The 12,806-nt window shown below is 62.1% G+C and carries 12 protein-coding genes; 8 read left to right on the forward strand and 4 right to left on the reverse strand.

The window, feature by feature from the left end; all coding sequences use genetic code 11:
* Positions 1-35: 35 nt before the first annotated feature.
* Genes B5F28_RS08740 through B5F28_RS08750 form a run of 3 tightly spaced genes read right to left on the reverse strand, consistent with a single transcriptional unit; the run spans position 36 to position 3,050 of the window.
* The gene (locus tag B5F28_RS08740) at positions 36-866 is read right to left on the reverse strand and encodes a carbohydrate ABC transporter permease (RefSeq protein ID WP_087295307.1); all 831 of its coding nucleotides are present in this window, start codon (positions 864-866) and stop codon (positions 36-38) included.
* Positions 867-869: 3 nt separating this feature from the next.
* Positions 870-1,754 carry a carbohydrate ABC transporter permease gene (locus B5F28_RS08745; RefSeq protein WP_343212753.1) on the reverse strand — a complete coding sequence of 295 codons (885 nt, stop codon included), beginning with the start codon at positions 1,752-1,754 and terminating at the stop codon, positions 870-872.
* A gap of 15 nt (positions 1,755-1,769) precedes the next feature.
* Complete coding sequence (locus tag B5F28_RS08750) at positions 1,770-3,050, reverse strand: ABC transporter substrate-binding protein (protein ID WP_087295309.1); 1,281 nt, start codon at positions 3,048-3,050, stop codon at positions 1,770-1,772.
* Between the two features lie 307 nt (positions 3,051-3,357).
* Here B5F28_RS08750 and B5F28_RS08755 point away from each other — a divergent pair, with 307 nt between their 5' ends.
* The 7 genes from B5F28_RS08755 to B5F28_RS08780 all read left to right on the forward strand — a co-directional run bounded on the left by B5F28_RS08755 (position 3,358) and on the right by B5F28_RS08780 (position 10,327).
* Complete coding sequence (locus B5F28_RS08755) at positions 3,358-4,230, forward strand: AraC family transcriptional regulator (protein ID WP_087295311.1); 873 nt, start codon at positions 3,358-3,360, stop codon at positions 4,228-4,230.
* Positions 4,231-4,323: 93 nt separating this feature from the next.
* Complete coding sequence (locus tag B5F28_RS08760; RefSeq protein WP_087295313.1) at positions 4,324-6,882, forward strand: hybrid sensor histidine kinase/response regulator; 2,559 nt, start codon at positions 4,324-4,326, stop codon at positions 6,880-6,882.
* A gap of 150 nt (positions 6,883-7,032) precedes the next feature.
* Positions 7,033-7,983 (forward strand): hypothetical protein, encoded by a 951-nt coding sequence (locus tag B5F28_RS08765; protein ID WP_087295315.1) that lies wholly within the window; start codon positions 7,033-7,035, stop codon positions 7,981-7,983.
* Complete coding sequence (locus tag B5F28_RS08770) at positions 7,881-8,972, forward strand: sensor histidine kinase (protein ID WP_087295317.1); 1,092 nt, start codon at positions 7,881-7,883, stop codon at positions 8,970-8,972. Before B5F28_RS08765 ends, B5F28_RS08770 begins: the two co-directional genes overlap by 103 nt.
* Positions 8,969-9,541 carry a response regulator transcription factor gene (locus B5F28_RS08775; RefSeq protein ID WP_247643447.1) on the forward strand — a complete coding sequence of 191 codons (573 nt, stop codon included), beginning with the start codon at positions 8,969-8,971 and terminating at the stop codon, positions 9,539-9,541. The genes B5F28_RS08770 and B5F28_RS08775 overlap by 4 nt, the downstream gene beginning before the upstream one ends.
* Positions 9,496-9,633: a helix-turn-helix domain-containing protein gene (locus tag B5F28_RS15130; protein WP_247643448.1), complete on the forward strand. Its 138-nt coding sequence runs from the start codon at positions 9,496-9,498 to the stop codon at positions 9,631-9,633. The genes B5F28_RS08775 and B5F28_RS15130 overlap by 46 nt, the downstream gene beginning before the upstream one ends.
* A 157-nt stretch (positions 9,634-9,790) precedes the next feature.
* Positions 9,791-10,327, forward strand: a complete 537-nt coding sequence (locus B5F28_RS08780; protein ID WP_158097557.1) for a hypothetical protein — start codon at positions 9,791-9,793, stop codon at positions 10,325-10,327.
* A gap of 118 nt (positions 10,328-10,445) precedes the next feature.
* On the opposite strand, the gene B5F28_RS08785 is transcribed toward B5F28_RS08780, so the two are convergent.
* Complete coding sequence (locus tag B5F28_RS08785) at positions 10,446-11,780, reverse strand: MATE family efflux transporter (protein ID WP_087295321.1); 1,335 nt, start codon at positions 11,778-11,780, stop codon at positions 10,446-10,448.
* 105 nt (positions 11,781-11,885) lie between these two features.
* Between B5F28_RS08785 and B5F28_RS08790 the strand changes: the two genes are divergently transcribed.
* Positions 11,886-12,701, forward strand: a complete 816-nt coding sequence (locus B5F28_RS08790) for a MerR family transcriptional regulator (RefSeq protein ID WP_158097558.1) — start codon at positions 11,886-11,888, stop codon at positions 12,699-12,701.
* Positions 12,702-12,806 lie beyond the last annotated feature (105 nt).

The raw sequence follows: 12,806 nt of genomic DNA on the forward strand, positions 1-12,806 counted from the left end.
CGCCTGCCGTGCGAAAAAATGATTCAGTTTGCGGTTTACTTGCCGCCGGTCATGGCGATGCCCTGGATGAACTGCTTCTGGAAGATCAGGTACAGGATCACCATGGGGATCATGGCCAGCAGGCTGCCGGCCATCAGCACCGGGAAGTTGGTGGTGTACTGGCCGTTCAGGGTGGACAGGCCGGCAGACAGGGTCATCATGTTCAGGTCGATGTTGCAGATCAGCGGCCACATCAGGTCGGAGTAAGCGAACACCGCGGTGAAGATGGCCAGCGCGGCCATGCTGGAGCCGGTGAGGGGCAGCATGACGCGGGTGAAGGTCTGCCACTTGTTGCAGCCGTCCAGATAGGCGGCCTCGGCGATCTCGTTGGGAATGCCCAGATAGGTCTGGCGCAGAAAGAAGGTGCCGAAGGCGCTGACGAGACCCGGGAACACCAGCGCGAAGATGGTGTTGGTCAGACCCATGCGGGCCAGCATTAAGTACTGGGGAATGATGAAGATCTGGCTGGGCAGCATCATCTGCACCAGAACGATGGTGAACAGCAGCTTCTTAAAGGGGAAGTTCAGCTTGGCGAAGGCGTAGCCGGCCATGGAGCTGAACACCACGGCGCACAGCACACGGAACACGATGAGCAGTGCGGTGTTCATATACAGGTTCACAAAAGGCAGGCTTTCCAGCGCGGTGATGAAGTTGTCCAGGTTCCACTGGCTGGGCAGCAGCTGGGGCGGCACCGCCATGGACTCGGCCTGGGTCTTGAAGCTGGTGAGCAGCATCCACACGAAGGGGAAGATCATAACCACGCTGCCCAGGATCAATGCCGCATAGGTGAAGGTCTTGTTTAGGGTCTTGCTTGTTTGTGTGCTCATGATTTACACCTCGTAATTCACCCATTTTTTCTGGCCCGCGAACTGCAGCAGGGTCACGATGCCGATGAGCAGCACGGTCCAGATGACGATGGCGGACGCGTAGCCCTTGTTGCCGGCCACAAAGCTTTCCCGGTAGAACAGGTACATCAGGCTCTGGGCGCTGGTGAGGGCGGGGTTTGCCTGGTCGACCATCATGTAAATCAGATCGTACACCTTCAAAGAGGCCATCAGGCGCATGATGAGCACCACGAACAGGGTGGGCGAAACCATGGGCAGGGTGATGTGGAAGAACTGCTGCACCTTGGAGGCGCCGTCCAGGCTCGCTGCCTCATACAGGCTGGCCGAGATGTTCTGAATGCCGGAGAGCAGCAGTACGGCGTCGTAGCCGATGGCGCTCCAGATGGCCACGATGGCGCAGGTGACCAGCACGATGGTGGGGTTGGTCAGCCAGCGCACGTTCTGGCCCAGGATGCTGTTGATGATGCCGTACTCGGTGTTGAAGATCCACTTCCATACCATGGCCACGGCGGCGGGAGCCACCACCATGGGCAGGAAGAAGATGGCGCGGAAGGCGGTGCGGCCCTTGAGCTTGGCGTTCAGCAGAACCGCCACCAGCAGCGCCAGGAACACGCCCACCGGCACGGTGAGGATGCAGAAGTAGATGGAGTTCCAGGTGGCCTTCCAGAATTCGGTGCTCTGGAACATTTCGATGTAGTTATCCAGCCCGTTGAACTCGAAGGTACCAAAGGCCTTGGACTTGGAGAAGCTCATGTAGATGGTCTCGATGAACGGCCAGATGTTCAGCACCAGCAGACCGATGATGGTGGGGGCCACCATCACCAGACCCCAGACAGCGCCGTCGCGGGACAGCTTGGAAGTTTTCTTCACGCGGGATGCCCTCCTTTATTCGTAATACTCGGCGCTGGCCTCATCCACGATTTCCTGCATCGTCTGGAGGCCGGTGGAAAGATCCAGCTCGCCGGAATAGATCTTGAGCAGGGTGTCGCTGACCTTGCTCTTCCACTCGGGGCGGGCAGCGTTGTTTACGCTCTGCACGCTGTAGTCGAACATGTCGATGAAGCACTGCACGTCGATGGGGTATTCGTCGAACACGCCCACCCAGGTCTCCTCCAGACCCTCATAGGCGGGGATGGCGGCGCCGCTCTCGCCCTGGATGCGCTGGCCTTCCTCGCTGCCGAAGAACTTCAGCACGTCCTTGACGATGTCCATGTGCTTGTTGTTTGCGCCGGTGGCGTAGCTCAGACCGTTGGAGATGGTGGCACGGCCGTCACCGCTCACCGGGTCGGGGCAGGCGGGCAGCACGGCCACATCCCACTTGCCCACCATGTCGGGGTAGTTCTGCAGCTCGGTGAGGATGTTCCAGTTGCCCTCGAAGAACATGGCGCCCTTTTCGGAGAAGAAGGCGGCGCCGGGCGCGGTCTCGGCGAAGTAGTTCTGGTCGGGGCACCAGTCGTGGCTCTGCAGGCCGATGTAGAACTCCATGCCCTTCTGGGTGGCGGGGTCGGTGAAGTTGGCGCGGGTGTTGTCCTCGGTGAGGATGCTGCCGCCCGCCTGGTACACGAAGTTCCAGTAGCCCAGCTGGTCGTCACCGTAGGCCATGTAGCCGTACTTGCCGGTGGCGTCGTAGATGGCCTGAGAGGCGCTGACCAGGTCATCCCAGGTCCAGGTCTCGTCCGGGTAGGCCACGCCTGCCTGATCGAACATTTCCTTATTATATACAAGGCCCACGGTGTCTTTATCCTTGGGCACGCCGTAGAGCTTGCCGTCCGAGCCGCTGGCGTTGGCCAGAGAGATGTCGGAGAAGTGCTCGGTCTCCACGATGTCGGAGCAGTCTGCCAGCTTGCCGTTGTCGGCGTATTTCAGAATCTCGTTGGTGTGCATCCAGAAGATATCCGGCATCTTGTTGCTCATGGCGGCGGCTTCCAGCTTGGTCCAGTATTCGTTCCAGCTGGTCACCTGCACCTCGATCTTCACATTGGGGTGCTCGGCGGTGTAAGCGTCGCACATGGCCTGCATGCCGTCGCGCTGGGCCACGTCCCAGATCTGGAAGGTCAGGTTCACGGTGCCGTCCGAGCTTTCGCCGCATCCGGTCAGCCCGGTGGCCAGACCCGCGGCCAGACAAACGCTCAGTGCGGCGCATGCCAGTCTGCGCATCAAACTCATTGCTAGTTTCCTCCTGTTCCTGTGCGAATTCGCCCCTTGCCGCTGCCCGCCCGGCCGGGAGCGGGCGGCGGCAGAATGCGGTTTTCGCTGTTGTGCTGAAAAATCGGGAGCAGTTTTGTACAATGTGCACTATATACAATTTGTTTCCCTTTTGGCTGTGTTTATTATACGATTTGACGGTTCAAAGATAAATATCATTTTGCTGTTTTTTATCTCTCAATTTAGCTGATTTAGGTCATTTTACTTGAAGTTATCTAGCATTATGGTATATAATCAGAAAAACAGAAAATGAGGGAGGAAGGGCAGTATGGCCACCGCATTCGGGCCGGACACCGGCAACAAGCTGATTTTCCACGTATTTCAGGATGAGCGCTTTGTGGACCTGAATCTGTATCAGTACGGCTGGGAGCGCACCGAGCCGCTGCACTCCTACGGGCCGCACCGGCGCAACCATTACCTGTTCCATTACATCATCGCCGGATATGGCAAGCTGTATGTGGGCGACAAGGTGTATCCGGTGGGGCCGGGGGAGGGGTTTCTGATTCTGCCGGGCCAGACCACCACCTACGCCTCGGACGAAAAGGACCCCTGGGAGTACACCTGGATCGAGTTCGATGGCCTGCGGGTGCGCGAGAGCCTGAGCCTGGCGGGCCTGGGCGCGGCAAAGCCCATCTACACCCCCGGCACCCGGGCCGGAGGCGAAAAGCTGCGGGAGTGCATGCTGCAGATCGTGCAGGACGGCGAGGCAAAGCCCATCCGGCAGATCGGAAGGGGCTTTCTGTTCCTGGACCAGCTGGCGGAGTCCTCGGCGGCGCGCCAGCACCAGAGCCAGCGCCGCCTGCGGGACTTTTATATGAAGGAGGCGCTGTCCTTCATTGAGCAGAACTACCAGCGGGACGTGTCGGTGGAGGACATTGCCGCCTTCTGCGGGCTGAACCGCAGCTACTTCGGCAAGCTCTTCCGGGACACCATGGGCGAGAGCCCCCAGGCCTTTCTTTTGCACTACCGCATGGCCCAGGCGGCCCAGTTCTTAAAGGAGACCACCCAGCCGGTGAGCGCCATCAGCACCATGGTGGGCTACGCAAACCCCTTGCATTTTTCCCGGGCCTTCAAATCGGTGTACGGCATCTCGCCCCGGGCCTACCGGCAGACCCATTTCACTCACCCGGCGGGTGTGTGAGGCACTCACTGGCGAAAAACCGGGAACTGTGGTACACTGTAACGTGGAATAAAGCGGCCGGGCGCGCCCCGGCGGGAAAGAGGGGGACAAGGCATGGAAAAGCAGCAGCGCCGGGCGCTGAACAGCATCGTGCTGAGCATCACCACGCTGGTGGTGGTGGCCGCCCTTCTGCTGGTGGGCATCGGCCTGGTACGGGACAAGATGATGCGCAACACCCAGCAGATGGGCATGTCGCTGGCGGAGAGCTACGCCCGCGAGACCCAGAGCAGGCTGGACGGCTTTGCCCGGGTGTTTGATATGGCCTGGATGTATGCCATCCGGGGCGTGGATGCCAACATGAGCGAGGAACAGATGCAGGAGGGCATGGCCGAGTATCAGCAGAACGTACATGAGCTGTTCGGCGGTCATGTGGCCGACCTGTATGCGGTGATCGGGGGGCAGATCGTGGCCGACAACCCCAGGACCGGCGACGGAACCTACGACTACGCCAGCACCGACTGGTACCAGAAGGCGATGGCCTCGCCGGACGAGATCATCTTCAGCGATGTGTATGAGGATGCCATCACCGGCGACCAGATCTTTACCCTCTCCAAAGCCATGGACACCGAGGGCGATGTGTTGGCCATGGATGTGTACATCAACCAGGGCGATGTGCTGGATCTGGAGATCAGCCTGCCCTCCACCTATCATTTTTATCTGTTCGATACCGACGGCGAGCTGCTCTACCGGCTGATCGACCGGCAGGCCACCAACCCGGTGTATGCCGAGCAGCTGATCAGCGGCGTGCGGGACGGCAGTCTCTTTGCCTACGACGCCCAGATCGTGGACCCCAAGGGCGTGGCCCGGGGCGTGTATTATGCCGAGATGGACAACGGCTGGACCGTGGTGATGACCATCCCCATCCAGGAGGTGCTGATGGGCGAGATGGACCCGGTGATCTACTCGCTGATCGGCGTGGCCCTCATCGCCTTTGTGACCCTTCTGTTCATGGTGGTGCGGGACATTCTGAACCTGCGGCGGCTGGCCGAGACCGAAAAGACCATCCGGGTGCTGAGCGATTCCTTCTTTGCCATCTACCGGGTGGACTTTGAGGCCGGCACCTACCGGGCCATCAAGACCTCGCCGGACCTGCGCGGCACCTTTGACGAGAGCGGCGATTACGAGATGCTGCTGGCCCAGGTGAAAAAGCGGGTGCATCCGGAGACCTACGCCGAGTTCGAGCAGGACTTCTCGCTCAAGAGCATTGCCCAGCGGGTGAAGGAGAACGTGCTGGACTACGGCGGCGACTACCAGCGCATGTTCGGCGGCAGCTACCACTGGGTGAACGTGCGCACCATCTACCAGAAGCACATCCTGCCCGGCGAGGTGATCCTCTGCTTCAAGGATGTGGATGTGGAAAAGCGCCAGCAGATGCAGCACATGATGATTCTGCAGGAGGCGCTGGACACCGCCAAGACCAGCGCCAAGGCCCGCAACACCTTCTTCAACACCATGTCCCACGACATGCGCACCCCGCTGAACGCGGTGATCGGCTATTCCGAGCTGATCCGCCGTACCCCCGGCGACGCGGAAAAGGTCACCGGCTACATCAAAAAGGTGGAATTCGCGGCCAAGCAGCTGCTCATGCTCATCAACGACATTCTGGAAATGGCCAAGCTGGAGGCGGGCAAGAGCACCCTGGATGTGAAGGAGTTCAATCTGAACGAATACCTGACCGAGGTGTGCGAGATGTTCCGCGCCCAGGCCGATCGCCAGCAGAAGCATTTTGAGCTGTCGGTGCAGATCAAGGACCCGGTGGTGAAGGGCGACTCCTTCAAGATCGGCCAGATCATGAACAACCTGCTCTCCAACGCGCTGAAGTACAGCTGCGAGGGGGCCGAGATCAAGGTGGAGGCCCGCCAGTTCGACTACCAGAAGTACAGCAAATTCCAGATCGTGGTGGCCGACACCGGCATCGGCATGAGCGAGGAATTTTTGAATCACATCTTCGAGCCCTATTCCCGCGAGACCCACTTCACCCCCCGCACCACCGAGGGCACCGGCCTGGGTATGCCCATCGTGAAGAGCCTGGTGCAGCAGATGAGCGGTGAGATCACGGTGGAGAGCGCCGTGGGCAAGGGCAGCCGCTTCACCGTGACCCTCCCGCTGGAGGTGGTGGAGCAGCACGACGGCCCGGTGATCGGCGCGGCGGCAGGCGAAGCGTCCGGTGAGGCCGCCGCAGAGGCCGCCGGTTCGCTGGCGGGCCAGACCATTCTGGTGGCCGAGGACAACGAGCTGAATATGGAGATCGTCACCGAGCTGCTCACCATGAGCGGCGCCCAGGTGATCGGTGCGGCCAACGGCGCCGAGGCGGTGGAGAAGTTCCAGCGCTCGGCCCCCTATTCGGTGGACGCCATCCTGATGGATATGCAGATGCCGGTGCTGGACGGCTGCGGAGCCGCCCGGGCCATCCGCCGGCTGGACCGGCCGGATGCTGCCGTGGTGCCCATCGTGGCGGTGACCGCCAACGCCTTCGCCGAGGACGTGGACCGCACCACCGCCGCGGGCATGAACGCCCATGTGTCCAAGCCCATCGACATGGACCGGCTGCTGGAGGCGCTGGCCCTGTGCTGGGCGGGCAAGACCCCGCCTGCCTCCGCGCCCGGCGAATGACGATTTTTTCATAGCTGACCCGCCCCTGTGCGCCCCGTGGGTGCACAGGGGTTTTTTGCGCTGCCTTACAAATTTGTAAAGTTTTGCCCCTGATAGTAAAGTACCGTGGTAAAATAAAAGGTAAGGCGAAATTGCGAAAGGGGGAGCCGATTGAAGCGGACAGGCAAGCAGATTCGGAAGCTGCGCTGGCTGCTGCTGGTGGTGCTGGTGGTGCTGACCCTCCAGCTGCTGCAGGGCCTGTTCACCCTGCGCAATGCGCCGGTGCAGCTGCTCCGGGTGGAAGACGGCTGGCTGGATCTGCAAGGCGAGGAGACCGACGGGCTGTTCCAGCTGGAGGGACGCTGGGAGTTTTACCCGGAGGCGCTTTACACCAGTGAGGATTTTGCCGCCGGCCGCACGGGCCAGCCTGCCGGGGAGGAGGTTTCCCCCTCGGACTACGCCTACGGCACCCACCGGCTGCGCATCCGGGCAACACCCGGAGCCTACTATGCCATCTGCGGCTTTTCGGTGGACTACGCCACCCGGGTGTTTGTGAACGGCAGCCAGGTGGCGGTCTTCGGCAACCCGTCTGAAACCGCGGAAGGCTTTGTGCCCCGGGTGGGCTACATGACCCTGCCCATGTGCGCCGGAGAGGATGGCATCATCGAGCTGGTGGTCCAGTACGGCAACTACGCACATAAGGACGGCGGGCACATCCCGGTGCTGTATCTGTCCACCCCGCAGAACATCGAGGCCCTCAAGGCGGGCAATGATCTGATCTCGCTCACCCTCAGCGGCGGTTTGCTGCTGCTGGCGTTCTACTTTTTGATCAACGAGGCCATGCGCCGCCGGGCCGTCTATCTGTGCCTGGTCTTGTGCTGTGTGCTCATGGCGCTGCGGGACCAGAACTTTTATATCGTGCATCTGCTGCCGGAGGATACCTCCTGGTATTTTGCCTACCGGCTGTTTATCTGCATGGTGATGCTGATGCCGGTATCCATTCTGCTCTGCTCAAGTGCATGTACGCAAAAGCCACCGCCCACTGGCCGCTGGCGGTGTATCTGGCGGCGGCGGGCGCGGCGGCGGTGCTCATCGGCGTTCTGCCCACCCGGCAGCTGGTGAGCGTGTCCACGGTGGTGTATTACCTGTCCATCCCGTATCTTGTATACCTGGTGTTCGGCACGGTGCGCGGCTTTGTGCGCCGGGGCGGGCTGGAAACCGCCGATGCACTGGTGCTCAGCGGCTTTGCGGTGCTGGTGGCCAGCCTTCTGCACGAGGCGCTGCTCACCGGCCGCAGCTCGGATGTGAGCCACTACGGCACCGCCGCCTGGGGCATGCTGGGTTTTGTGTTCCTGAACAGTTCGGCGGTGAGCCTGCGCATCCAGCAGCGGGAGACGGCCCTCATCGAGAGCCGCAGCCGGGGCGAGATGCTGGAGCGGATGAACCGGATGAATCTGGAATTTTTGCACCGGATGGCCCACGAGCTGAAGACCCCGCTCACCGTGATCTCCGGCTATGCCCCGCTCACCGGCATCCAGCTGGCGGCGGATCAGGTGGACCAGGAGACGCCGGAAAACCTGAAGACCATCCAGCAGGAGGCCCGGCGGCTAGGCGATATGGTCACCCGGCTGATGGAATATTCCTACGGCCACACCAGCGAGCTGCGGTTCGAGCGGGTGGACCCGGCGGACCTGCTGGACCGGGTACGGGCTGTGAGCGCGCCCATCTGCGTGAAAAATCAGAACACGGTGCGGGTGGAGGCGGCCTGCACGGAAAGCGCCCACGGCAGCTTCGAGATGCTGCTGCAGGTATTTCTCAATCTGGTCATCAACGCCAACCGCGACACCAAAAACGGCACCATCACCCTGAGTGCCGGTGCCAAAGAGGACGGCTTCATCCTCTTTCAGGTGGCGGATACCGGCAGCGGCATCGCCCCGGCGGACCTGCCCCGCGTTTTTGAGCAGGGCTACAGCTGCAGCGGCAGCACCGGTCTGGGGCTGACCATCTGCCGGGAGGCAGTGGAGGCCCACGGCGGCCGCATCTGGGTGGAGCGCACCGGCCCCAAGGGCACGACCATCGCCTTCACCGTGAAAAAGGAGGAAGAGCAGTGAGTACCATCCCGCTGGTGGAGGACAACCCCCACATTATGAAAATCAACGCCCGGCTGCTGACCCTGCGGGGCTATCAGGTGCTGCAGGCGGAAACCGTGACCCAGGCCCGGGAGCAGCTGTGCTGGCATCCGGTGGACCTGATCGTGCTGGATATCCTGCTGCCGGACGGCAGCGGCCTGGAGCTGTGCCGGGAGCTGAAGGCCCAGCGGCCCATTCCCATTTTGTTCCTCACCGCACTGGGCGAAAACCAGGACGTGGTGGAGGGCCTGCGGGCCGGGGGCGACGACTATCTGGCCAAGCCCTATGACCTGGAGGTGCTGGTGGTGCGCATCGAGGCCCGGCTGCGGGCCGCGGAGGAGGTGCGCCGCTACTGCTGCTACGGCGGCCTGAAGCTGGACCTGCTCACCATGACCGGCTATGTGAACGGCCAGGACATCCAGCTTACCCAGAAGGAGTTCACCGCCCTGCTGCTGGCCCGCGCCGCCGAGCACAAGGTCAGTCAGGAGGAGCTGATGGAGGCGCTGTGGGGCCCGGACGCCACGCCGAGAGCCGCGCCCTCTGGACCCTGATCTCCCGCCTGCGCAAGAAGCTGAACAGCCAGGAGTCCCGGCTGGAGATCTCGTCGCTGCGGGGCGGCGGCTATTTGCTGGAACAGCTTTAATTGTTGCAGAATCAAACCGGCGAGCCTTACACTTTTGTGAGGCTCGCCGGTTTTTCTTCTTTGGCATGGTAGGCTTAAAGGCGGCAGCTCTTTCCGGTGCGGAACGGGCTGCCGGATGCTTTGTATTGGAGAGTTGAAAAAAGGAGGAAAAAGCAAGATGAAAAAGCGTTTGCTGGCGGCCTTTGCCTGCCTGTGCATGCTGCTGACCCTGCTGCCCGCGGCGGTGTTCGCCGGGGAAGGCGAGGTTGAGCCGGGTGTGGAGCCCAAGGCAGTGACCGTGGACCCTGCCAGTTATGAGTACGATCCCAACTACCGGGACCAGTTCAGCGCGCCCGATGTTTACTTTACTGTGCAGCGGGATGCGGGGGTTGAAATTACCGGCGTGACCGCCCAAAACCAGCAGGGCGAGACCGTTGCGCTGACGAAGGGCACTGAATACCGGGTCAGCGCCTGGAGCGGTGAGCTGATCATTGACAACAACTACATGAGCGACCTGCCCCTGAACAGCACCACCCAGCTAACCGTCACCCTGAGCGACGGCACCACCGCCGCCGCGCAGCCCACCGCCACCGCACAGCCCGCTGCCGCCCAGGCTCCTCAGACCGGCGACAGCAGCATGCTGGCATGGCTGGGCTTTGCGGGCGCCGCCGTCTGCGGCCTGGTGGCCCTGGAGCGCCTGCGCAAAAAGGGCTGATCCGGCACCTGCGCCTCCTGCGCAGTGAAAAAATCCCTTGACCGGTAAGCAATAGAAAAAGCGGCGGACCCTGTTTTTTGCAGGGTCCGCCGCTTTTTGCGTATTGAAAAGAAGAGGTTCAGCGCAGATAGTGGTAAGGCTCCCTGCCGAAGCGGATGACCAGCACTGCCGCGATCAGAAAGGTCAGGCCCTCCGCCGCCGGTACCGCCAGCCAGATGCCGTCCAGACCCAGCAGCCGGGGCAGCAGTAAAATGCTGCCCACCACGAACACCAGCGTGCGCAGAAACGAGATCAGGGCGCTCACTGCCCCGTTGGACAGGGCCGTGAACAGGGAAGAGGAAAAGATGTTGAAGCCGGCGCACAAAAAGTTCCACAGAAATACCCAGAAGCCGTGGAGCGCCAGCTCGAACACCGCCCCGCCCGGCGGGGTGAACAGACCGATCAGCGGCCGGGCGAAGAGCATCGCCGCCGCAATCATGGCCGCGGTGATCAGCCCGATGGCCCCCAGGCAGTAACGGAACAGCCGCTGTAAATACCGGGTGTTTCCGCTGCCGAAGTGGTAGCTGATCACCGGGGCGGCACTGGTGGCAAAGCCCATGGACACCGCCGTGTACACAAACTGGGCGTACAGCACGATGGTCATGGCGGCCAGACCGTCCTCCCCGGCCAGCGCCAGCATGGACAGATTGAACAGCAGCGTGGTCACCGAGATGGCCAGGTTGGAGACCATCTCCGAGGACCCGTTGCCCATGGCCAGCGCCAGCATGCCCGGGTCCCACCGGGGACGGCGAAAGCGCAGGGTGCTCCGGTCCTTCAAAAAGTAGAAGATGGGGAAGAGCCCACCCAGCACCCGGCCGCTCACCGTGCCCAGGGCCGCACCGGTCATGCCCATGTCCAGCACCCCGATCAGCAGCCAGTCCAGCACCAGATTCAGCACGCCGCTGCCCACCGTCAGCCACAGGGCGATGCGCCCCCGCCCGGCGGTGATGAACAGCGCCTGGTACATCACCTGAATCACCGTGAAAAAGGCCGAGCCGAACAGGATGCGCCCGTATTCCACACAGTAGGGCAGCAGCCGGTCGCTGGCGCCCAGCAGCCGCACCAGCGGCTCCAGAAATACCAGGCCCAGCACGCTCAGCGCCGCGCCCAGAACCCCCGCCGCCAGCGTGGCCAGGGTCAGGTCCTCATCAGCGGCCTTCGCCTCGCCCTGGCCCAGCTTGCGCCCCACAATGGCGCTGGTGCCGGTGCCGAACATGATGCCCACGCCAAAGGCCAGCGTGTCCAGCGGAAGCACGATGTTGATGGCCGAAAGCCCGTCGCTGCCCACAAACCGGGACACGAACACCCCGTCCACCGCCGTGTACAGCGACGATACCACCAGCATGGCCACCGCCGGCACCGAGAAGGCCAGCAGCCGCCAGAAGCTGAATTCCTGCGAAATTGCCCGTTTCATAAAAGTACTCCTTGCGTTGTGATGGAAACCATTGTAAACTATGGTGTAACCCACGAGTCAAGAGGCTTTCAAATTCTTTTGCTGAACCGGCCAAGGGAGAATTTTATGAAAAATTATTATAAAATCAGCGAGTTTGCCGCCCTGTGCGGTCTCAGCCGGGATACCCTGCTCCACTACGACCATACCGGCGTCTTAAAGCCCGCCTTTGTGGCCCCCAGCGGCTACCGTTACTACACCCTGAGTCAGTTCACCACCGTGGACCTGATCGCCGTTCTGAAGGCCAGCGGCACCCCGCTCAGCGAGATCAGGCGCTACCTGCAGAACGCCGATGTGCCCACCGGCATCCGGCTGCTGGAGGGCAAGGTCCAGGACCTGCGGGCACGCCGGGCCGAGATCGACCGGATGATCCAGTCGCTGGAGCAGACGCTGGATGCCATGCGGGAGGGCGAGGAGAGCGTCTGCGGCCGCCTGAGTCTGACCCGGCAGAGGGAACGGCACCTGATCGCCACCCCCACCGGCTACCGCACCCCGCCCACCGAGCGCCAGTTCGCCCGCACCATGCAGGCCCATTTTGCGGAGTGTGAGCAGTGCGGCCTGGGAACCAGCTTCCAGGCCGGGGAGATCATCCCCCGGGAAAGAGCGCTGCAGGGCCGCTTTCTGGAGGCCTATTATTTCAGCCCGCTGCCCGGGCCGGTGGAGCATCCCCACCTGTGGACCTGCCCCGCCGGGACCTGGGCGGTGTATTACTACCAGGGCGGCTACGACGAGCTGCCCACCGCCTACGCCCTCTTTCTGGAGGAGCTGGAGCGCCGGGAGCTCCGGCTGGCGGGGGATGTGTACGAGCAGGATGTGATCAATTATCTCTCGGTCACCGACCCGGCCCGCTATGTGCTGCGGCTTTCGGCCCCGGTGGAGGAGTAAAGAAGTTTGCGTGCAGAAAAAGGCGGCTGCCTTTCCCGGTTTGGGAAGGCAGCCGCCTTTTGGTTTTGTATCTGTCTGGGCGAAAAACGCCGGAAGGTCAGCGGC

Origin of the sequence: Gemmiger sp. An194 (assembly GCF_002160145.1) — a bacterium.
In the GTDB taxonomy this organism is placed as follows: Bacteria; Bacillota; Clostridia; order Oscillospirales; family Ruminococcaceae; genus Allofournierella.